Raw genomic sequence first — 21,321 nt, 5'->3', positions numbered from 1 at the left:
GCTGTGGATGGTATACATGACGCATGATGTTAGAGCAGTCGCCAATTTCGTTCTTAGTTACGCGAAAAAACACGGACGTGAGATAACAAACATCGATGTCAATAAGCTTGTATACTTCCTGCACGCTTGGCATTTAGCGAAAACTGGCCAACCCTTAGTTGGGGCGAAAATCGAAGCGTGGCAATACGGTCCTGTATTCAGGGAACTATACAGTCAGTTCAAAGTCTTTGGCGACAAGCCAATATCTAGTTTTGCAAAAAAGAGAGACGCTAAGACGCTCGAGTTGATCGATTGTGAAATCGACATGAAGCCAGAACTAGAGGCTTTTATGGTCCAAGTACTCGATAGGTATTTGGCGATGAGTACAGGGAAGCTTGTTGAGATGTCTCATGTTAGTGGAGGACCATGGGATATTGTGTTTAATCATCAAGCAAAATCAAATCCTGGTATGCATATTAGTAATGAGAGTATCGTGGAATACTTTGGAATACAGACGAGGCATTAGATGATGAGGTGAAGATGAATAGAAATAAGCTTGACCGTCCTCCCTATGTGCACAATTGGGTCAGGTACAATTATCCGGACATTAATAAGACAACTAAGGAGTTAGTTGGTTTTGCAAGGCATATTCCGACAATTAGCTATCAAACAGGCCTTCGCGTAGCCGCAGATAGGATATTGCATGGCTTAGATTACCGTACCGCTCTAAAAGCGGTTTCAAGGAAAGGGAATCCGAACTCTCGACGCCACAACACTGAATTCATCAAAGCGTTTTATAGATTTGATAAAGAACGTCAGTATTCAGGAGCACCAGCGTTCGATGAATTTGTTGAGCCATTCAGGATTAGCAAGGGTTTAAGCATCCCTGTAAAGCCGACTGCGATTTTGAGTGAAGGTGGTGTTTTTAAGCCTGTGTTTTTAGTTGGGTGGTCCTCAATGCCACTGACAGATTTTCAGATACGGCTTTTGATGACGTTGATCGAAGATGCAGTGTTTTCACTGACTGATTTTCAGAGTTCACCTGGAGAGTTTCTTTCTTTCCCAAAGGATAAAACAACAGGCAAACGATGCCCTTTAGTATGGCAAAGAGGTGATTTCGAACTCCTTTCCAAAGCAGAATTAGCGGAGCAGATAGATTTGTATTTGAATGCTTTGCAGAAAGCGAAAAGCATATTGGAAACCGATATAGTAGAGGAAGAAAGCTCGAAAAAGCCATCGAATGAGCGAGTATCAGAACCACCAGTAATCACACAAGATTTTTCAAATATCTGGGGTGAAATCGACTGATAAACTCAAGGCCAGATCAGCGGCGTGGTGCCGTCGTCGGCATCGCCGGTCGTGACTTTGGTGCCGCCTTTGACCTTGGCCTTGCCGGAGGCAACCAGCTCCAGGGCTTTGGGGTAGATCTTGTGTTCGACGTCGAGCACACGGGCGGCGAGGCTGTCGGGCGTATCCTGGTCGAGCACGGGCACCGCGCCTTGAATGATGATCGGACCGTCGTCCATCTCGGCAGACACAAAATGGACCGTCGCGCCGTGCAGTTTGACGCCTTCTTCGAGCGCCCGCTCGTGGGTCGCCAGGCCCTTGAAGGAGGGCAGCAGAGCCGGGTGGATGTTGATCATCCGGTTGGCCCAGGCATTCACCAGATAGGGCGACAAGATACGCATGAAGCCGGCAAGGGCAACGATGTCGATCTTGTTGGCTTTCAAAATCTCGTCGATTGACTTTTCAAAGGCTTCGCGGTCGCCGCCAAAGTCCTTGTGATCCACAACCGCTGTCGGAATGCCGAAATCCTGCGCCCGCTGCAAACCCTTGGCATCCGGCCGGTTGGACAGGACCAGGGAAATCTCAGCTGGAAAACTTGGGTCCATCGCAGCTGAAATCAGCGCGCCCATGTTGGAGCCGCGTCCGGAAATCAGGATGGCGGTCTTTTTCCGGCTCATGAAGCAAGGCCCAGAGAACCGTCAAAGAGGACCGGAGCGCTGCCGGCCGCCTCGATCCGGCCGATTTCAGCGACGGTTTCACCAGCGTCTTCCAGAACCTTCTGGACGGACGCTGCTTCGGCTGCATCAACCACGACCACCATGCCGATGCCGCAGTTGAAGGTGCGCAGCATTTCAGCTTCTGCCACGCCGCCCTTTTCTCCAAGCCAGGAGAACACCGCCGGAACGCTGATCTTGGAAAGATCAATACGGGCCGAGCTGCCGTCCGGCAGGACGCGCGGCAGGTTTTCCGGCAGGCCGCCGCCGGTGATGTGCGCCAGCGCCTTGATGCCGCTGGTTGCCTTCAATGCGGCGAGAAGCGGTTTGACGTAGATTTTTGTCGGCTCCATCAAAGCTTCGCCCAGCGTCTTTGTGCTGTCGAAGGGGGCTTCTGAAGACCAATCCAGGCCGGACAGTTCGATGATCTTGCGCACCATCGAATAGCCGTTGGAGTGGACGCCGGAAGAAGCCAGGCCGAGCAGCACGTCGCCTTCTGCAACATCCTTGCGCGGCAGGATCTCGCCGCGCTCCACGCCGCCAACGGAAAAGCCGGCAAGGTCATAATCGCCATCGGCATACATGCCCGGCATTTCGGCCGTTTCGCCGCCGATCAGCGCTGCGCCGGCCATCTTGCAGCCATCCGCGATACCGGCAACCACATCGGTGGCCGTTTCGACATCCAGCGCGCCGGTTGCGAAATAGTCGAGGAAAAACAGCGGTTCGGCGCCCTGAACAATCAGGTCGTTGACGCACATGGCCACAAGGTCGATGCCGACCGTGCGATGCTGGCCGGTTTCAATGGCGATTTTCAATTTGGTGCCAACACCGTCGTTCGCGGCAACCAGAACCGGATCCTTAAAACCGGCGCCTTTGAGGTCGAACAGGCCGCCAAAACCGCCAATGTCGCTGTCCGCGCCAGGACGGGAAGTCGCCTTGACCAGCGGCTTAATCCGGTCGACCAGTGCGTTGCCCGCATCAATGTCGACGCCGGCATCGGCATAGGTCAGACCATTGGAACCGGAGGACGGGGATTGGCTCATGGGGCGCTCCAAAGCTTTAGGCGGTTGGCTTTGCCTGACGCGCTTACAGTGTGAGGCTTCAGAAAACAAGAGCCGGGCGGCTCCGACCCCTGCCAAATTCATCTGAGATCGACGTCTGGTGTCTCGGCACTTGACCTGATGTTGTCCAGCATCCTAACTCACCGGCAGGGGGAGCTTTGGAAGTAGCCGATGCGTTGATACGTTTGCGGCTGTGCCAGACTGCAAAGGATTTCGTTTCATGACATTGCGCCGTCAGATCCAGTTCTGGCTGATTTCTCTGGGCATTTTCTGCGTCTTTTTGTTTGTTTTTTCAGGGGTGTTGTTGCCGTTTGTCGCCGGCGCGGCCGTTGCCTATCTGCTGGACCCGGTGTGCGACCGGCTGGAAAAACTTGGCATGGGCCGGCTTTGGGCGACGCTCACCATCCTGTTCGGCTTTGTCTTCTTGTTGATCCTTTTCTTCATTTTGCTGCTGCCTGTGCTTGGCAATCAGCTGGCGTTGTTCCTGAAATATTTCCCGGATCTGGTGCGCCAACTCCAAACTCTTATCAATGATCAAGTTGGAGAACGGTTGACAACAGTTGCGGGGATTAAACTGGCGGATCTTCAGTCCAGCATGTCCGATCTTGTCGGGCAAGGCGCTGCCTTTGTCGGCAAATTGGCGCAGTCGATCTGGAGCGGTGGTCAGGCGCTCTTGTCGATCTTGTCGCTGTTTGTCATCACGCCTGTGGTCGCATTTTATCTTCTGCTCGACTGGGACCATATGGTCGAGAAGATCGATGCCTGGCTGCCGCGCGATCATCTTTTTGAAATCCGTGAGTTGGCGCGGGAAATGGACGGCGCTGTCGCCGGGTTTGTGCGCGGCCAACTCTCGGTGTGCTTGCTGCTGGGAACATTCTATGCCGTTTCGCTGGGGATTGCGGGCCTGAACTTTGGCCTGCTGATCGGGATGGGGGCCGGGCTCGTCAGTTTCATTCCATTTGTCGGCGCGGGTCTCGGATTTGTCGTCTCCATCGGTGTCGGTCTGGTCCAATTCTGGCCGGATTGGCCGATGATCCTGATTATTGGCGGAATTTTTGCGGCCGGGCAGTTTTTGGAAGGCAATATCCTGCAGCCGAAACTGGTCGGAAACAGCACGGGCCTTCATCCGGTGACGCTGATGTTTGCGTTGTTTGCCTTTGGATATCTCTTTGGATTTGTGGGGATGTTGATTGCTGTTCCGGCTGCGGCCATGATCGGCGTGCTTGCGCGCTTCGCACTGAAGCAGTACCTAGCGAGTCCAGTATATACGGGAACCCGCCGAATGCGCGCGGCAGTGCCTGATGAGACCGCCCCAGACGCGGGGCCTAAAGAGTAGATTGAGTAACAATGGCGGAGACACCGCGCCAGCTGCCCCTGGACTTGCCGCATGATGCGGCCCTCGGCCGTGACGACTATCTTGTCGGCCGGTCGAACCAGGCAGCCTTTGAATTGCTGGAGCGCTGGCCCGAGTGGCCGTCGCCGGTGGTGATCCTGGCCGGGCCTGTGGGATCTGGCAAAACCCATTTGGTCGAAGCATTCCGGGATGAAACCGGCGCAATCGTTATTCAGGCCGAAGACTTGAGTGAAGACAAAGTGTCGAAGCTGGTTGCGGCACCTGCCTGTGTGGTGGAGGACGCGCACAGAGGCGTCAACGATACTGCGCTGTTTCATTTATTGAATGCGGCCCGCCAGGCCGGGAAAACGGTTCTGATCACCAGCCGCACCTGGCCGGCATCCTGGAAGGTTGCGCTGCCGGATCTGATGTCCCGCTTGAGGGCTGCAACACCGGTGGAAGTTTTGGAGCCGGACGACGATCTCTTGCGCCGGGTCTTGGTCAAACTCTTTGCCGACCGTCAGATCTCCGTTGATATCGGTGTGGTCGACTATCTTGTGGTGCGCATGGAGCGCTCATTGGAAGTCGCCATGCGCGCCGTCGATGCCATCGACCGGGAAGCGCTGGCCGGACGGGTGAAGATCACAAAACCGCTCGCCGGACGAGTTCTTGAAACTGTTACAAGTCCCGACTACGGACCAACAACCGGCTAGGCGATATCAATCGCGAATGATATGACCGTTAGGTATCTGAAAGCCCAAAAGGAAAAACAGATCGTTTCGGATCGAAGGAAGGCTTCATGACTGAGACTGTCGATGTGCAAGACACCGTTGCCGCAGTGCCAGACGTAGCCAGTCGTCCAGTTGGAAAATTTGGGCGTGACACGACTGACGATCTCTTGAAATCACCGGCCCGTTTCATGAACCGGGAGCTGTCCTGGCTGCAGTTCAATCTCCGTGTTCTGGAAGAGGCGATGAACCGCAACCACCCGCTTTTGGAGCGGGTGCGGTTTCTGTCGATTTCGGCCAACAACCTAGATGAGTTTTTCATGGTCCGCGTGGCTGGACTGCGCGGTCAGCAGCGGGCCGATGTCACCAACTTGTCAGATGACGGCCTCACGCCAACCGAACAGCTCGACAAGATCGGTGAAGCAGTCCATCAGCTGCAGGCATCCCAGCAGCAAATCTGGGGCGAATTGCAGGGTGAAATTGCCGAAGAAGGTATTGAAATCCTTCGCGCGGAGACGTTGGAAGCCGACGAGCGGAATTGGCTCGAAGAATATTTTCTCTCTTATATCTTTCCGGTTCTGACGCCGCTGGCGATTGATCCAGCCCATCCGTTCCCATTTATTCCGAATCTCGGGTTCTCTATCGTTTTTGAATTGGTGCCGTCTTCTGGCGGGGAGGGCATGATTGCACTCATGCGTGTTCCAAGCCAGGTGGCCCGCTTCGTTCAAATGCCGAATTCCAAGGATGGTGCTGCGCGCTTTATTGCGGTTGAAAAAGTGATTTCGCTCTTCATTGGCCGCTTGTTCCCGGGCTACGAAATCCGGGGTAAGGGCGCGTTCCGGGTCATCCGTGACAGTGACTTGGAAATCGAGGAAGAAGCGGAAGATCTCGTGCGCCTCTTTGAAAGCGCGCTGAAGCGCCGACGCCGGGGATCCGCTATCCGGCTGGAAATTCAGGACACAACACCCCCGGCCTTAAGAGAGTTTGTCGCCGAAGCTCTGGACGTGGAAGATGAGGAAATCTTCCTCGCCAAAGGTCTGCTCGCGCTCCACAATCTCAGCCAAGTGGTTGATCTGGAACGTCCGGACCTGAAGTTTGAACCCTATACAGCCCGTTTTCCTGAACGGATCCGCGAGCATGGCGGCAACTGTATGGCTGCGATCCACCAGAAGGACATCATCGTTCATCACCCGTATGAATCTTTCGATGTGGTGGTCCAGTATTTGCGGCAAGCGGCGCGCGATCCGGATGTCGTGGCGATCAAACAAACGCTCTACCGCACGTCCAACAACTCCCCGATTGTCAAGGCGTTGGCGGAGGCGGCCGAGGCGGGAAAATCCGTCACTGCGCTTGTGGAACTGAAAGCCCGGTTTGACGAAGAAGCCAACATCAAGTGGGCCCGCGATCTGGAACGTGCCGGGGTGCAGGTGGTGTTCGGCTTCATCGAGCTGAAAACCCACTCCAAATTGTCCATGGTGATCCGCCGCGAGCATGGTCAGCTGAAGACCTATTGCCATATTGGCACCGGCAACTACCATCCGATCACGGCGCGGATTTACGAAGACCTTTCGTTCTTCACCGATGATCCGGAATTGGCAGAAGATGCGGCCCGGGTGTTCAACTATATCACCGGTTATGCCGAACCGGCCGAACTCAATCATCTCGCCGTGTCGCCAGTCAATCTGCGCAGCCGAATGCTGGAAATGACCGAGGCAGAAATCGACCATGCCCGCGCGGGCCGCCCGGCGCAGATCTGGATGAAGATGAACAGTCTGGTCGATCCGGAGGTGATCGATTCCCTCTATCGGGCAAGCCAAGCGGGTGTTCAGGTTGATCTGGTCATTCGTGGCATTTGTTGCTTGCGTCCTGGCATTGAGGGCCTGTCCGAAAATATCCGCGTGAAGTCGATTGTCGGCCGGTTTCTGGAGCACTCCCGCATATTCTGTTTCGGCAACGGGTATGGCCTGCCATCTCCACAAGCGCATGTGTATATTGGCTCGGCCGACTTGATGCCGCGCAATATCGACCGGCGCGTCGAGGTTCTGGTGCCGCTGAAAACACCAACGGTGCATGAGCAAGTGCTCGACCAGATCATGGTCGCCAACTTGAAAGACAATCAGCAAAGCTGGCGGATACTTTCCGATGGCGGTCATGAGCGGATTGAACCGGGAGCAACGGAAGAGCCGTTCAATGCGCACCGGTATTTCATGACAAACCCGTCGCTGTCTGGCCGGGGCAAATCGCTCAAAAGTGACCGACCAAAACCTTTTGTGAAGCGGAAAAAAAGAGGTTAGGTCCAGCTCAAGTGCTTTGGAAAAACACCAGCAGACGTTCGCATCTGCATCGTCACACTCTCTGGCTGTGCGGCGGGTTGGCGCACAAAGCAGATTTTCCTCCTTTTTTAACCGCGTGTGAGTATGAAGAGAATAGCAGAATGGGCCGGGAATGATTGCCAACTGCCAGACGGTATGTGGTGGCGGCGTTATAAAACTCGAAGCCAGAAGCATTCTGGTATTCGGAGTCAGATCTTAAGGGCTCAAATGAAGCGACAAGGCCGAGGATTGCTTTAGGATGTCATCCAACCAACAGCCGGCACGCGGCCGGCTCAACGGCACCGGCCCGATTGCTGTGGTCGATATCGGATCCAACTCTGTACGCCTGGTCATATACGAACGCAAAGCCCGCACGCCAACGATGCTGTTCAACGAAAAGCTCTTGGCTGGTCTCGGACGTGGTGTTGCTGCCACCGGACAGCTTGCCGATGGATCCGTCAAGGTTGCTCTTGCCGAACTCGTCCGGTTTCGGGCCCTCATTGAGCATACCGGTTGCCAAGAGATCTATATCGTTGCCACCGCCGCAACCCGGGACGCTGAAAACGGACCGGATTTCGTTGAAGACGTCGAAGCCATTTTGGGTGCCCCAGTCCGGATACTCGACGGCAACGAAGAAGCCTATTTTTCTGCACTCGGCGTCACGGCCGGTTTCTGGCAACCGCGCGGCCTTGTCGGTGATATGGGCGGCGGCAGTCTGGAGCTTGTCGAAATTGACGGGAATGGGCCGGGCGTTGGCATGACGTTCCCGCTCGGTGGTCTACGCCTATCCGAGATGGCGGGCGGCAGCATAGCCGCAGCCCGTGACATCACAGAAAACGCATTGAAAGATTTCAATTGGCCCGAGTTGCCGCCTGGTGAACGGACGTTTTATGCGGTTGGCGGAACTTGGCGGTCGCTTGGCCGTTTGCATCTGATGCAGAATAAGTACCCGCTGCATGTGATGCACAACTACGAAATCAGTGCGGAAGAAGCGATCGCGTTCTGCCGGAAGATCGCGGTTCCGGATCTTCAAGGAATTGAACGGGCCGAAGTTGTTTCGAAACAACGCCGGCCATTGGTTCCGATCGGCGCTGTTGTGCTTGAACGGGTTTTGTCGGCGATGAAAGCCGAACGGCTGATATTCTCCGCGACCGGAGTTCGTGAAGGTCTGCTGCACGCGCAACTACCGCAAGACATGCAGGCACAGGATCCGGTGATTGAGGCTGCCCGGGAACTTTGCGAGTTGCGAGCCCGCTCGCCACAGCACGCCGAAGAGCTGATCAATTGGTCAGATACCCTGTTCAAGGTGCTTTCCATCGAAGAGACCGCCAACGAAATGCGGCTGCGGCATGCGGCCTGTCTTTTGTCGGACATCGGCTGGCGGGCGCATCCGGACTACCGTGGCGAGCAGAGCCTTAACATCATCTCCAATGCATCTTTTGTTGGTCTTGATCATGCCAGCCGTGCGTATCTGGCGGCGGCCGTGTTTTACCGTCACCAGGGCCTTCGGGAAGGAGCATTGTCATCCTTGATCCGGGAACTATTCACCGACCGTCTGCGGATCCGAGGCAAGGTGCTAGGGGCGACGTTGCGGGTCGCCTCACTCTTAAGTGCATCGATGAGCGGAATGCTACCGAAAGTCGGGATCTACGAGGAAGACGACACACTGATCCTCGATCTTGGCTCAGACTTGGCCGACCTTGACGGTGAACGGCTGCGCAAGCGGATTGCGCAGTTGTCCAAGGTTATCGAAGTTCCAATTACAGTCAGGGGTGGGATCTAATCCAAGATCCAGCGCCGTCTGGCTTGTTCGCGGGGTGGCGGTTACTCCGCCGCCTCTGTCGCGTCGGCCTTAGTCTGCGTTTGTTCCAGAACGGTAATCTGACGGTTCTGGAAGGCCAAAGCAACTTCTCCGCGTTTGAGTTTCAGCGCGGTTTCCCCAAACAGCTCCCGGCGCCAACCTTTTAACGCGGCCACATCGGCATTGTCGTCGGCTGCGATTTTTTCCAGATCATCGACTGTCGCAATGACCTTTGCGGCAACACCTTGGGCTTCGCTGATCAGCTTCAGCAACACCTTCAGAAGATCAACCGCCGCGGCAGATCCATCCGGCGCTTGGCGGCCTTTCGGCAATTTCGGCAGGTCAGCTTTTGGAATATCCAAAGCGCGGCGGACGGCCTTCAGAATATCGTCAGCGCTGCGGGACCGCTCAAATCCGCGCGGAATGGTTCTGAGACGCCCTAAGGCTTCTGCGTTTGCCGGCTGCTGGGCGGCAAGTTCATAGATTGCGTCGTCTTTGATCACACGGCTGCGCGGCACATTACGTGTTTGAGCTTCAGTTTCGCGCCAGGCAGCGACTTCCATCATCACAGCAAGTTCAATGGGCTTGCGCACCCGCAGCTTTAGCCGTTTCCACGCTTGGTCCGGGTCTGTTCGGTAGGTGCCAACCGATGTCAGCACCTTCATCTCGTCCTGCACCCAATGGGTCCGGTTCTGTTCAGCCAAATTGGCTTTCAGGAACTGATAGGCTTCGCGCAAATGGGTGACGTCGGCCAGCGCGTAATCGAGCTGTTTAGCGGTCAATGGCCGCCGGGCCCAATCGGTAAAGCGCGAAGACTTGTCGATCCGGGCGCCGGTCACCTTGTAGACCAGCTGATCATAGGAAATGGAATCGCCAAAGCCACAGACCATTGCGGCCACCTGAGAATCGAAAAGAGGCGCCGGGATCAATCCGCCGAGATGGTAGATGATTTCAATGTCCTGACGCGCGGCATGAAACACCTTTGTCACATTCTCGTCGCGCATAAGGTCGAAAAAGGGGGCGAGATCAAGGCCTTCCGCCAGCGCATCAACGATAAACGCCATATCCGGCCCTGCCATCTGGATGACGCAGAGCTTGGGCCAAAAGGTGGTTTCGCGGAGGAACTCCGTGTCGACAGTGACGAAGTCGTTGGTAGCAAGCTGCTGACAGGCAGCGGCAAGGTCTTTTGTTTTTGTAATCACTTCCATGGTGATCGAAAGCTATACCCGAGTTCTGCCGCCTTGTCGCCACGAAATGGCGGCAATTGCTGCGGCAAGTCTTGTATGGGTGCAATGAGTGCGCCTATGGTGCTGTGGGGCGGCGGATAACAATAAGAGGTGGAGGACCGGAATGCGCAAGATCCTGGTGGTCAATTCAAAGGGCGGATGCGGCAAAACAACATTGGCAACGAACCTGGCTGTGGCGCTTGCAGCGCGCGGCGAGGATGTCGCCCTGGCAGATGCAGACCGGCAGAAATCGAGCTTGTCCTGGACCAAGCGCCGTCCAAAAAACCTGGTGGCGATTGAAAGTCTGAATTGGAGCAAGGAAAATGCCATCGGCGATAAGGGCAAAGGGCTGGATGCCATCGTTATCGACGGTCCGGGCGGCTTGCGTTCTGAACTCGCCAAGACCTTGATTGCCGAAGCGTCCGATATCGTGGTGCCAGTGCTGGCCTCTGCTTTTGACTGGAACGCCACTTTGAAATTTCTCGATGACATCTCGGACATCAAACGGGTGCGCAAGGGCAAGGCGGACATTCATGTTGTCGCCAACCGCATCAACAAACGCTCGAACCAAGTGGCTGATTTGGAACACACGCTTTCAAAGAAGGGGTATCCGGTGCTCTGCCGGATCTCAGACCGGGTGCTCTATGCCCGCCATGCGGCGGCCGGAACTGCGATCTTCGATCAACACGACACCAAAGACTACGAAGTGAGAGGCCAATGGCACCCGCTTCTTCAGGCCGTGGATTGTTAGCCCACAGCCTAATGTCACTCATGGCCCAGCCAGGGAAATTGACTGTTACAAAATCAGTTGAGCAAACGGAAACGTAACGCGTTGGCGGCATCGATTAGTTTTTGGCCCGTAGGTCCTTTACAGCCGAGGTGCTCACTGACAGTCAAAACGGGCGCTTCGGCCGCATAAGAGAGCGGCGGGAGATTGTTTTGGGAAAGGTAGTTGAAGATATCCGGCGTCCAGGCAGCAAAAGCGTCAAGCCGGCCGAGGTCCAACATCTGCAAGGCGGAAGCGATGTTTGCAATTTCGACCAAATTGGAGCCAGCGGCAGGAACCGCATCACCGATTTGCATACCCTGAAGCTTTCCGACAGTTTTGCCCTTCAAAGCCGCTAAATCGCGGATGGGGTCCTTGCTGGATGCGGTGAAAACATAGAGCCGGGACACGGACAAAGGCTTGGAGAGGTTTGCGCCTCCGCAATAATCAATTCCGGGCGCCTGAGTGCAAGGGTTTGCGCAACAGTTCTCACAATTCTGGAAGGCCGTGATCGCCCGCGCCACCGGCCAATAAATAATCTTCAAATCAACACCGGCAGCCGCGGCAGCTTTATTCAGAAAAACATCATATTTGCCAGATCCGTCCGATTGATGAAGCCCTGGAAGTTCCGCGGTGTAGAGTGTCACAGTGTCGGCACTCGCGCTGACTGGAAATAGTTGCGCGGTCAAAACAATAATCCAAAATCGAACTTGTATCAGGAACAAGCAAAAGCCTCTAAGTCTTCCAAGTCGCAAACCGTAGATCCATAGACGGTGTGCGACCAACGGAAATTTAGTGGAGCAGTCTACAGGCGAAGCTCCGGTTTCGGCAATTAGAGCGCCGGGCGAAAACATGGAAGCGTTTGACCCGTCTCATTTGTTTGCTGGCAAGGCGGGCCGCCCGCAGTGGTGCTGGCATCATAAGGGTGGGCCAACGCACGTCAGCAGGCCAATGAGACGAGGCCCTCCGGGTGGCTTTTGGCGATCCACCGGCTGTGTTGCACCTCTTGCCCGATGCCCCGCATCGCGCTGCGTGCCGCGCCTATCCGGATGAACCACCCAAAGCCATCAAACGTTTTCACGTTTTCGCCCGGCGCTCTAGTGGTGGCGATCCGGCCAGTTGGGGTGAAGTCCATCAATGACAAAGTCATGTCCATGGCGTTTGCCGTCAATTTCCTGCAAATGCGGATGGTCCAGCGGCAGGTCCGGATGGTCGTGGACTAGAAAACTTGGATCCTTCCGGGGCCAGAGGCGGACCGCAACCAAAACGCCTGGAACTGAAATTGCGCCCAAGACCAGTACAGTTTGGGCAAGAGGCATTGTGCTACCGAGCCAGCCGGCAAGTGGATAAGCGATCAGCCAGCAGGCATGGGAGAGCGCAAACTGAGCAGCAAACACCTGTGGTCGGTCTTCTGAATGAGCAGAATTGCGCAAGAGACGGCCGGTTGGGACGAGGACACCAGACATGCAGGCTCCCATCCAGAACCAGATCAAAAGAAGAGCAGACCAAATTGCCGATTCTGGCAGGCTCAACGTAAGGATGGCGAAGACAAACAGTGCAAGGGGTAGTGCGGTCGCAGCGGAGATCATAACGGACCGCTCGGACAACTGTTTCAAGACCTTCGGCATCAGCAGCGCGGCCAGCATTGAGCCGCCGCCATAGGCTGCCATGGAGAGCGCCAGGTTCGCGTCGCTGAGGCCCAACTGGGCTTTGACGACCACCACACTGTTGACGATGACCATGGACCCGGCCGCCGCTACGGTGAGGTTCAGCGCCAGTAACCCTTTCAGGCGCGGTGTTTTCAAGTAAATCGCCAATCCCCGTTGGATGCGCCGAAGTGGGGCGATGTCTTGGACCCCTTTGGCCACAGGAAGGACTGCAGTGACGACCAATGCTGCCGACAGAAGAAACCCAGCCGATGTACCGGCAAACAACCAATGGAAACCGATCTGGCTAACCAGCAGAGCCGCGATCATGGGACTGAGCAAGTTCTCAAAATCATAGGCCATGCGCGACAGCGACAAGGCGTTGGTATAGTCCTCCTCATCGGTCAGAATATCGGGAATGGTGGCTTGAAAGGTTGGTGTGAAGGCAGCTGATGCTGATTGCAGGATCGCGATGAGCACATAGATTTGCCAGACCGCATCGACAAAGGGCAAAGCCAGCGCAGTTCCTGCGCGTACCAGATCAAGAAAGACCAGAAAACCGCGTCTGGGAAAGCGGGCTGCAAACCCGGCCGCAACCGGGCTCAAGGTCACATAGACAACCATTTTGATTGTCAGTGCAGTGCCGAGCACGACCCCGGCGTTTCCTCCTGCCAAATCATAAGCAAGCAGGGCCAGTGCCACGGTCATCAGCCCGGTGCCGAACAGGGCAATAACCTGCGCAAAGAACAAATGCCGGTAGGGTCTGTTGCCGAGGACCGAAAACAAAAAGTGCTCCAGAGTTGGCGTCTGGAGCACTCTTAACAATCCGACCGGATTCTAAAAAGAGGTGCGGCTGATTTAAGCTCTGGAAAGCTATTCCTTCTGCGAGTGCTTATTAGCTAAAATTCCGGTGAGTGGATCGTAGTTTACGCCAGTGCGGCCCGGATTTTTTCGGCATTTGCTGCCAAAACGTCGTTATCTGCCATTTCACCGGTGTGCGGGCGCAGTTTGACACCATCAAAGCGCGGGATGACATGCACATGAGTGTGGAACACCACCTGGCCGCCGGCAGGCTCTGAAAATTGTTGAATGGTGGTACCGTTGGCATCGAATGCCTTGATCACGGCATGCGCCATTTTCTGAACAGTGGCCATAACCGCATTGAGATCTTCCGCTGCAATATCGAATATGTTGCGCGAGGGCGCCTTCGGGATCACCAGAACATGGCCGTCGCCACGCGGCATGATATCCATGATCACAAGGGTTTTTTCGTCTTCGTAAACCGTGTGGCTCGGGATTTCGCCGCGCATGATTTTTGCAAAGACATTTTGATCGTCATAAACAGGTGCGGTCATTTGAAGAACTTTCTGAATTTGAAGCGTGAAGCATTTTCTGGGTGAGTTGTGGCAACCCTAATGCCAGTCGATTACCGGCGGCAAGGGGGCATTTGGATCAGACTGCAGCAACCAGCGACCGGTCAGAGCCTGGGGCTCGGATCTTTCCTGGCAGCATCCGACAGATTGAGGCCGAGTGCTTCCAGTTTGGTGCGGTCGGGTTTGTAAAACATCCAATTTCCGAGCTTTTTGCCCGTTACCAGACCAGCGTCAGCGAGCTTTTTCATATGAGAGCTGACGGTCGGTTGACTGAGACCGATCTTGTCCGTGATGAAACCGACGCAGACGCCATCGTCTACCAGGTCTCCATCGCGCTGTTCCGGGAAATGCGGCCTGGGATCCAGAAGCCACATTATGATTTGCAGCCGGGCAGGGCTGGCCAATGCGGCCAGCATGGCAGAGCTTGTTGTTGTATCTATATTGATATTCATCTATATAGAAATTCTTCTATATTGTTGAGGTGCGCCGATCATGCAAAAGACCCCGCTCATTGTCCAGTCCGAAGCCTATCTGGAAGGCGCAAAGCGCGGTGTGCGTTATCTGGAGCAGCTGTCTGACCGTCAGGTTCAGCCGGAATTGAGCCGTTTGCAGCAACTCGATAGATCGTTGCCCGAGGCTGGTCTGCCTCTCCCAAATATCCTCGACACGATGGCCGGAATTGGCGGGGAGGGAACTGTGGCGTCGGCCGCCGGGCGTTACTTCGGCTATGTCATCGGCGGGGCTCTTCCGGCAGCGTCCGCCGCCAGAAGCCTGCTGTCCGCCTGGGACCAGATCGCGGACAGCCTGACGGGCCCGTCCGTCGTTCAGATGGAAAAAACAGCGATTTCCTGGATCGTTGAGTTAATGGGTTTGCCGAAGGGGACAAATGGTGCCTTCACCAGCGGCGCGACCATGGCCAATATGGCTTTGATCGTCACCGCGCGCGATGTGCTGTTGGCGCGACTTGGACATCAGCGCGGCGCTGGCCTAATCGGCGCTCCGCGTTTGCGCATTGTGGCGGGTCGCGAAATCCATGCGACCGTCCTGAAATCGCTTCGTATGGCAGGGCTTGGCACACAGGACATTGAGTGGGTCGACGTAGACGATCAGGGCCGGATGAAACTGGAGGAGGTGCCGGAACTCGATGAACGCACGTTGGTACTGGCGCAAGCAGGCAACGTCTGTACCGGCGCATTTGATCCATTCGAGGGCCTCGCGGAGAAATGCAGGGCCGCCAATGCCTGGCTTCATGTGGACGGGGCTTTCGGTCTTTGGGCAAAACTGTCCGAAGAAGTTGGTTTCAAGCCGAAGGGGTTGGACGGCGCGGACAGCTGGGTGGTCGATTCGCACAAAACATTGAACACGCCCTACGATTCCGGCCTGGCGCTGTGCAGGCACCCCGAAGAGATGCAGGCGTCTATGGCCATCGGCGCGTCTTACCTACCGGCTGCCGATCCGAACCCGGCTGACCGGGCCCCGGAATTCAGCCGGTCGGCACGTGGTGCGGAAACCTGGGCCGCACTGCTGTCCCTTGGAAGGGCAGGGGTTGTCGAGATGGTCGACCGGTTTCATGGTCATGCCAAACGCATTGCCGCCGATGTCTCCGCACTCGGGTTTACCGTGCCGCATGACGTGCATTTCAATCAGGTGTTTGTCACGCTGCCCGAAAACGAAGACGCCTGTGCTCAAATCACCGAGCACGTTCAAAACAGCGGCGAAGCCTGGTTCGGGCCAGCTACCTGGCAAGGAAAAACGGGTTTCCGGATCAGCGTCTCCAACTGGGCGACCAATGACGAGGACATCGACCGCCTGATCGCGGCCATTGCCAAGGCCAAGGCAGAGATTGTTGGATAGTCGATTGAAGGGGCATCCGTAGTGCGCTCCAGACTGCTGTCAAACCCCTCGATTGGCCTTCCCGGACGCGGCGTAGCTGCGATCCGGGATCCCAGCCAAAACTAACTTAATGAAAATGTTATTACAGGCGGGCTTGGCACCGGCTCAAGGCCGGTGCGGCACTGAGTAATATACGCAGATCAGAATTCGTCAGCAAACTAAGAGCGCCATTCAGGGCGCTCCAAGAAATCTACTCGCCGATCTTTTCCAGATCAAACGGTGTCGTCTGATACATCTCGTTGATCCAGTTGCCGAATAGAAGATGGGCATGGGCCCGCCAGCGGTTGACCGGGTCGAGTGTTGCATCGTCACCCGGGAAATAGTTCTGCGGCCGGATCGGGGTCTCCGACACCTGGCTGTCCCGTTCAAACTCGTCCGCCAGCGACGTGGTGTCATATTCAATGTGGTTGAACATGTGCAGGCTGCGGTGGTCCGGGTCATCCAGCAGACACATGCCGGTCTCATCATCCTCGGCCAGCACAGCAAGATTGCTATCCGCTGGAATGTCGGCTTTGCGGGTTTCGGTCCAGCGGGAGACTGGCAGGCAGAAGTCGTCCGAAAACCCGCGCAAATAAGGTGAGGCGGGCACCAGGGTACGCTGGCGGTAAACGCCGGTCGCCTTGGTATCGCGGGCGTACTTCGGCATCTTATAAAAATGGTAAGCAGCTGCTTGAGCTGCCCAGCAAATCGTCATGGTCCGATGCACATGTGTCTGGGTCCAATCCAGAACGTCACACATTTCCTGCCAATAGCCGACTTCCTCGAAGGGCAGTTTTTCAACTGGAGCGCCGGTGATGATGAAGCCGTCAAATTTTTGGGTCTTCACCTCTTCCCAGGGCTGATAAAACGCCGACAAATGCTCTTGCGACGTGTTGCGCGCCACGTGGTTGGTCATGCGCACCAAGGTGAGGTCGATCTGCAGAGGCGTGGAGCCGAGAAGACGGGCAAACTGAGTCTCGGTCTTAATTTTGTTCGGCATCAGGTTGAGCAGGCCGATGTTGAGCGGCCGGATATCCTGCCGGATTGCATCCGCCTCGCGGATGATCATCACGCCTTCAGATTCCAGAATTGGGCGGCCAGGAAGATTGTTAGGTATTTTTATCGGCATTTGCACGTCCCGTAACCAGAGACAGATGCCTTCTTGAGATCCGATTTGTTGCCGCTAAGATCGCTCTCGGGCCGCATCTTCTCTTCGAAGAACCACCTTGCCCGGATCGGCAGGTTGGCGTGGGGCATCTGTCCCAACTCTTGATGATGGCAATCTAGGTAATCGAAGAAAACCAATCCGGCAAGCCCTGATCGGGCAAATGTCATTGTTGTGACTGGCGTTAAGTTTGAGGCCCCTAAAGAACACCCCGACAACACAGTTACGGTTCCTTCCGGAACGGCGCCTGTTCCGCCAATGCCTGGTTTTCTCGTTCCACGGCCAGCCGTTCATGTTCCAGATAATCTGCAACGGCCTGATGGAGCCCCTCATGAGCTATCCAGTGGGCGGAATAGGTGGTCTGCGGCAAGTATCCGCGGGCCAGCTTGTGCGCGCCTTGTGCGCCTGCTTCAACGCGTTTGAGCCCCTTCGCGATGGCAAAATCGATGGCCTGATAATAACAAAGCTCAAAGTGCAGGAAGGGGTGGTGTTCATTGCAGCCCCAGTGGCGGCCGAAAAGTGTTTCAGAGCCGATGAAGTTCAAGGCGCCAGCAATATAACGGCCACTGCGTTTGGCCAGCACCAGCAAGATGCGTTCAGCCAGCCGCTCGTTGATCAGTGAAAAGAACTCCCGGTTTAGATAGGGACTGCCCCACTTTCGCGACCCGGTGTCCATGTAAAAGCGGTAAAACGCGTCCCAGTGCGCTTCTTTAAGGTCGCTGCCGGTTACCCACTCAATCTCCAGGCCGTCGACGCTTTGCGCTTCGCGGCGTTCCTTCTTGATCGCCTTGCGTTTGCGCGAAGCCAGATCACTCAAAAACTGATCAAAGTCCTCGTAACCATGGTTATCCCAATGAAATTGCTGGTCGGTGCGTTGCAAATAACCGAGTTCTCCGAGTGTGCCCCATTCCGGTTTTGTCAGGAACGTTGCGTGGACCGACGAGGCGCCGGTGCGCTGGCACACTTGAACCAGGCCCGCCGCGAGCGCCTGGATACCGGCCTCTCGGTTGATGTCCGGACTGGTCAGGAACCGCCGTCCAGTCGCCGGAGTAAACGGCACGGAGATTTGCAGCTTGGGATAATAGTCGCCGCCCGCCCGGTAGAACGCATCCGCCCAGCCGTGGTCAAAGACATATTCCCCTTGCGAGTGACTTTTCAGATAGGCCGGAACCGCGCCAAAAACGGCCCCAGACGCATCTTCCAGGATCATATGCCGGGGCATCCAGCCGGTCTGGCGGGTGGCGCAACCAGCGGCTTCCAACGCCTGCAAAAAAGCGTGGGATAGAAACGGATTGAAGGCGGTGTTGCTGGATTGATTATCCGTTTCTGGAGAGAGCGCTGCAGTCAGATCAATGGAATTCGTGCAGTTTGGCGTGGGCGTTAATCCGCCCGTGCTCGTAAGCTGCCAACCAGGGTTGGCGACCTGGTCCCATTTGTCTGCCGGAATATCAGCCAGCGACGATAGGATGCGCAGTGACAAAGTCTGTCCATCATCACCGGAACCTGAGCTATGAGGTTTTTCCTTATCCGGTGAAGGTGATGACGTCATGTTTCAGTGCCGGCCCGCCGCAATTTCAATCCCTTCTTTCCATTTAGAGCATCTGTGGTGCACCGCAAGAGCCGCGTGTTGGTGTAGAGGTTTAGGTCTTGTCCGGATCAAACCCTTCAAAAACAATTTGATTCGCGAACCGTTTGGCGACTTCCCATTGTCCGGGCGTGCGGACCGTCCAGGTCATGATCGGTGTTTTGAACAGGGTCTTCATCACACTCGGGCCAAGGCTCGGCAAATCGTTGACACTGTAGGAAATAAAATGCGGGCTGGTGCGCGGGAAGTGCAAGAGGTGGCGCATGATAAACCGGTCCATGCGGCTGTGCCGTGTGTAATCCGGTCCAGGCCGGGCCGCATCGGCGACAATGCCGCGCAAGACTTGGCTGTTGTGAGCTTTTGCGATGGCCAGCATGTCTGGATCGAACGTCTTGATACAGGCCGGTCCTTTGTATGCTGCTGTTTGATCGACAACACGGCGGACAAAATCGGCCTGAGCATCCCGGCGCAGAAGGGATTTTATTTCGACAACCAGCGGAACACGGCCATCGACGAGATCATAGAGGTCTTGTAACAGCCACAAATGGTCTGAACCGGTGAGCATTTGGAGCTTAACAAGATCTGCGGATGTCCGCCCAGCGACCGGCCCGCCGGCATCTGCCAAGCGGTCGAGATCGTTGTCGTGAAACACCAGAGCTTCGCCGTCACTGGTCTGCTGCACATCGACTTCAATGCCAAAGCCTTTGTCGATGGCTTTTTCAATCGCCGTCGGGGTGTTTTCGATGATGCCGTTGCTGGCGTCATGATAACCCCGATGCGCGACCGGGCGGGCAAAGATGGCTTCTAAATCGGGAGACATCATATTCCGTTCACAAAAGTGGGCCCCTAGGGGCCCGCTGGTAGACTTATTCGGCGACTTCAAAAATGGCTTCGATTTCAACGCCGGCGCCAAAGGGCAGGGAAGCAGCGCTGACGGCGGACCGTGCATGGCGGCCGCTGTCGCCCATGGCCTCGACCAGGAAGTCGGACGCGCCGTTGATGACCTTTGGCTGATCGGTGAATTCACCGGTGGAATTTACGAAACCGACGATCTTGACCAGGCGCACAACCTTGTCGAGGTCACCTGTTGCAGCTTTTGCCTGGGCCAGTAGATTGATGGCGCAAAGTTTTGCGGCCCGCTGACCTGCATCAATATCCAGATCTGCCCCGAGTTTACCGGAAACGGCAATTGCGCCTGCTTCCATCGGCAGCTGACCGGAAATGAACAGCTGATTGCCGGTTTTCACGAACGGCACATAATTGGCCGCTGGGGCTGCAGCATCCGGCAAGGTGATTCCCAACTCGGACAAACGGGTTTCGATTTTGCTGGTCATGACGATCCTCAATCAGGGAAGTGAATGGCTGTCTCTTGGCGCAAATTAATGGGACTGACAAGCGCATTTCCGGCGCCTGTTGGTGGAAAACTTCTTTGCCCAATTCAGAAGATACGGATCGGCTGGTTCTGCGTGGATCAATTTGCGGTTTGTTGGCATCAAACGGCAATCCCGGCTGGCGGATCTGCCGGATCCCGAATACAAGAGTAGAAACTTGGAATATCCCGCCAATTGGCGGTCATGAGGATTGATGATGCAGCGTCTTTTTCGAAACAGGGCTTTTCTTGGCGGTCTTCTGGTTATTGGCGCTCCCGTTTCCGCTATCTTGTCTTTTGGCACGGTGGACCAAGCGGCAGCGCAGATTGCCGGTGTGCCCTTGGCCCAGCATCGCGCCGTCTATGACATGAAACTTGCTGATTCACAGCAGCAATCCGGCATTGCCGGCCTCAGTGGCCGGATGGTCTATGAGTTTTCCGGAGACGCCTGCGACGGTTACAGCGTCAACTTCCGGTTCGTGACCCAATTCCAAGATGTCAATGGCGGCTTACAAGTAACCGACTTGCAGACCACCTCATTTGAAGATGCCGGTGCAGAAAACTATCAATTCCTGTCCAAGACCTATGTGGACCAAAAACTGGTTGAATCCAGCCGGGGGGCGGCGCGTCTTGAATCGGAACTGAAAGCCATTGATCTGAAAGAGCCAACGGAAAAGACGCTTGAAATCGGAAAGGACGTTCAGTTTCCGACCGAACATCTTATGAGCATTCTTAATGCTGCCCGGACCGGTGGCCATTTTACAGCCAGTGACATTTATGACGGTGCGGAGACCGGCGATAAGGTATTTGCAACTACGGCGGTCATTGGCGCGAAGGCCGTCGGTGAAGTGCCGGAAATCGACGGCAAGCGCCAGGAGACATTAGACGCTATCGCATCCTGGCCGGTCACGGTTGCCTACTTCGATCCGTCCGAAAATGACGGCAATGGAGAGCAGACACCGGTCTATCAATTGTCCTTCCGCCTGTTTGAAAACGGGATCAGCGACAAGCTTGTTCTCGATTATGGCGATTTCAAACTCGCCGGCACCATGACGGCGCTGGAGCTGCACGATCACACCAGTCAATCGAATTGCAGTAACTAAAG

Annotated in this window: 20 protein-coding genes and 1 riboswitch; of the genes, 9 read left to right on the top strand and 11 right to left on the bottom strand. The window is 55.6% G+C overall.

The genetic code is table 11. The features are described from left to right. Nucleotides 1–16: 16 nt before the first annotated feature. Together ACOOFE_RS15395 and ACOOFE_RS15390 are read left to right on the top strand one after the other, a co-directional pair. Nucleotides 17–505, top strand: a complete 489-nt coding sequence (locus ACOOFE_RS15395) for a Panacea domain-containing protein (RefSeq protein WP_420410868.1) — start codon at nt 17–19, stop codon at nt 503–505. Between the two features lie 14 nt (nt 506–519). Then, nucleotides 520–1,287 (top strand): hypothetical protein, encoded by a 768-nt coding sequence (locus ACOOFE_RS15390; protein ID WP_420410867.1) that lies wholly within the window; start codon nt 520–522, stop codon nt 1,285–1,287. Nucleotides 1,288–1,292: 5 nt separating this feature from the next. Here ACOOFE_RS15390 and purN read toward each other — a convergent pair whose 3' ends face one another. After that, a complete protein-coding gene (purN, locus tag ACOOFE_RS15385) occupies nt 1,293–1,943 on the bottom strand; it encodes a phosphoribosylglycinamide formyltransferase (protein ID WP_420410866.1) in 651 nt (216 codons plus the stop codon). Continuing rightward, nucleotides 1,940–3,022 carry a phosphoribosylformylglycinamidine cyclo-ligase gene (gene purM, locus ACOOFE_RS15380; protein ID WP_420410865.1) on the bottom strand — a complete coding sequence of 361 codons (1,083 nt, stop codon included), beginning with the start codon at nt 3,020–3,022 and terminating at the stop codon, nt 1,940–1,942. The genes purN and purM overlap by 4 nt, the downstream gene beginning before the upstream one ends. A 238-nt stretch (nt 3,023–3,260) precedes the next feature. Between purM and ACOOFE_RS15375 the strand changes: the two genes are divergently transcribed. From ACOOFE_RS15375 to ACOOFE_RS15360, 4 genes are all read left to right on the top strand, one after another. Continuing rightward, a complete protein-coding gene (locus ACOOFE_RS15375; RefSeq protein ID WP_420410864.1) occupies nt 3,261–4,376 on the top strand; it encodes an AI-2E family transporter in 1,116 nt (371 codons plus the stop codon). Between the two features lie 11 nt (nt 4,377–4,387). Continuing rightward, a complete protein-coding gene (locus tag ACOOFE_RS15370; protein ID WP_420410863.1) occupies nt 4,388–5,086 on the top strand; it encodes a hypothetical protein in 699 nt (232 codons plus the stop codon). Between the two features lie 86 nt (nt 5,087–5,172). Next, complete coding sequence (locus ACOOFE_RS15365) at nt 5,173–7,395, top strand: RNA degradosome polyphosphate kinase (protein WP_420410862.1); 2,223 nt, start codon at nt 5,173–5,175, stop codon at nt 7,393–7,395. A gap of 277 nt (nt 7,396–7,672) precedes the next feature. Continuing rightward, nucleotides 7,673–9,196, top strand: coding sequence for an exopolyphosphatase (locus ACOOFE_RS15360; RefSeq protein WP_420410861.1), 1,524 nt, complete (start codon nt 7,673–7,675; stop codon nt 9,194–9,196). A 41-nt stretch (nt 9,197–9,237) separates the two neighbouring features. On the opposite strand, the gene rnd is transcribed toward ACOOFE_RS15360, so the two are convergent. Next, a complete protein-coding gene (gene rnd, locus ACOOFE_RS15355) occupies nt 9,238–10,416 on the bottom strand; it encodes a ribonuclease D (RefSeq protein ID WP_420415590.1) in 1,179 nt (392 codons plus the stop codon). Nucleotides 10,417–10,564: 148 nt separating this feature from the next. Between rnd and ACOOFE_RS15350 the strand changes: the two genes are divergently transcribed. Beyond that, nucleotides 10,565–11,191, top strand: coding sequence for an AAA family ATPase (locus ACOOFE_RS15350; protein ID WP_420410860.1), 627 nt, complete (start codon nt 10,565–10,567; stop codon nt 11,189–11,191). 53 nt (nt 11,192–11,244) lie between these two features. Here the strand turns inward: ACOOFE_RS15350 and ACOOFE_RS15345 are convergent, their stop codons facing one another. The 4 genes from ACOOFE_RS15345 to ACOOFE_RS15330 all read right to left on the bottom strand — a co-directional run bounded on the left by ACOOFE_RS15345 (nt 11,245) and on the right by ACOOFE_RS15330 (nt 14,677). Further along, on the bottom strand, nt 11,245–11,895 hold the full coding sequence (locus tag ACOOFE_RS15345) for a substrate-binding periplasmic protein (RefSeq protein WP_420410859.1): 651 nt from the start codon (nt 11,893–11,895) through the stop codon (nt 11,245–11,247). Nucleotides 11,896–12,303: 408 nt separating this feature from the next. Beyond that, a complete protein-coding gene (locus ACOOFE_RS15340) occupies nt 12,304–13,638 on the bottom strand; it encodes an MFS transporter (RefSeq protein WP_420415589.1) in 1,335 nt (444 codons plus the stop codon). A gap of 140 nt (nt 13,639–13,778) precedes the next feature. Continuing rightward, complete coding sequence (locus ACOOFE_RS15335; protein ID WP_420410858.1) at nt 13,779–14,207, bottom strand: HIT family protein; 429 nt, start codon at nt 14,205–14,207, stop codon at nt 13,779–13,781. A 122-nt stretch (nt 14,208–14,329) separates the two neighbouring features. After that, nucleotides 14,330–14,677, bottom strand: a complete 348-nt coding sequence (locus ACOOFE_RS15330; protein ID WP_420410857.1) for an ArsR/SmtB family transcription factor — start codon at nt 14,675–14,677, stop codon at nt 14,330–14,332. Nucleotides 14,678–14,717: 40 nt separating this feature from the next. On the opposite strand from ACOOFE_RS15330, the gene ACOOFE_RS15325 reads away from it, so the two are divergent. Then, entirely contained in the window at nt 14,718–16,079 is a 1,362-nt protein-coding gene (locus ACOOFE_RS15325) for a pyridoxal phosphate-dependent decarboxylase family protein (protein ID WP_420410856.1), read from the top strand. A gap of 229 nt (nt 16,080–16,308) precedes the next feature. On the opposite strand, the gene ACOOFE_RS15320 is transcribed toward ACOOFE_RS15325, so the two are convergent. The 4 genes from ACOOFE_RS15320 to ACOOFE_RS15305 form a co-directional block, all read right to left on the bottom strand. Next, nucleotides 16,309–17,226 carry a homoserine O-succinyltransferase gene (locus tag ACOOFE_RS15320; protein ID WP_420410855.1) on the bottom strand — a complete coding sequence of 306 codons (918 nt, stop codon included), beginning with the start codon at nt 17,224–17,226 and terminating at the stop codon, nt 16,309–16,311. Between the two features lie 34 nt (nt 17,227–17,260). After that, nucleotides 17,261–17,378, bottom strand: a riboswitch (SAM-I-IV-variant riboswitch). Nucleotides 17,379–17,485: 107 nt separating this feature from the next. Beyond that, entirely contained in the window at nt 17,486–18,811 is a 1,326-nt protein-coding gene (locus tag ACOOFE_RS15315) for a GNAT family N-acetyltransferase (protein ID WP_420410854.1), read from the bottom strand. A 91-nt stretch (nt 18,812–18,902) separates the two neighbouring features. Then, on the bottom strand, nt 18,903–19,670 hold the full coding sequence (locus ACOOFE_RS15310) for a glycerophosphodiester phosphodiesterase family protein (protein WP_420410853.1): 768 nt from the start codon (nt 19,668–19,670) through the stop codon (nt 18,903–18,905). Between the two features lie 43 nt (nt 19,671–19,713). Further along, entirely contained in the window at nt 19,714–20,181 is a 468-nt protein-coding gene (locus ACOOFE_RS15305) for a RidA family protein (RefSeq protein ID WP_420410852.1), read from the bottom strand. 250 nt (nt 20,182–20,431) lie between these two features. Between ACOOFE_RS15305 and ACOOFE_RS15300 the strand changes: the two genes are divergently transcribed. Next, nucleotides 20,432–21,319: a cell envelope integrity EipB family protein gene (locus ACOOFE_RS15300; protein ID WP_420410851.1), complete on the top strand. Its 888-nt coding sequence runs from the start codon at nt 20,432–20,434 to the stop codon at nt 21,317–21,319. Nucleotides 21,320–21,321: the final 2 nt, after the last annotated feature.

Origin of the sequence: Roseibium sp. (assembly GCF_965216085.1) — a bacterium.
GTDB lineage: Bacteria > Pseudomonadota > Alphaproteobacteria > Rhizobiales > Stappiaceae > Roseibium.
The sequence above is the reverse complement of the archived record's forward strand: the minus strand, read 5'-3'. Positions and strand labels throughout refer to the sequence as shown.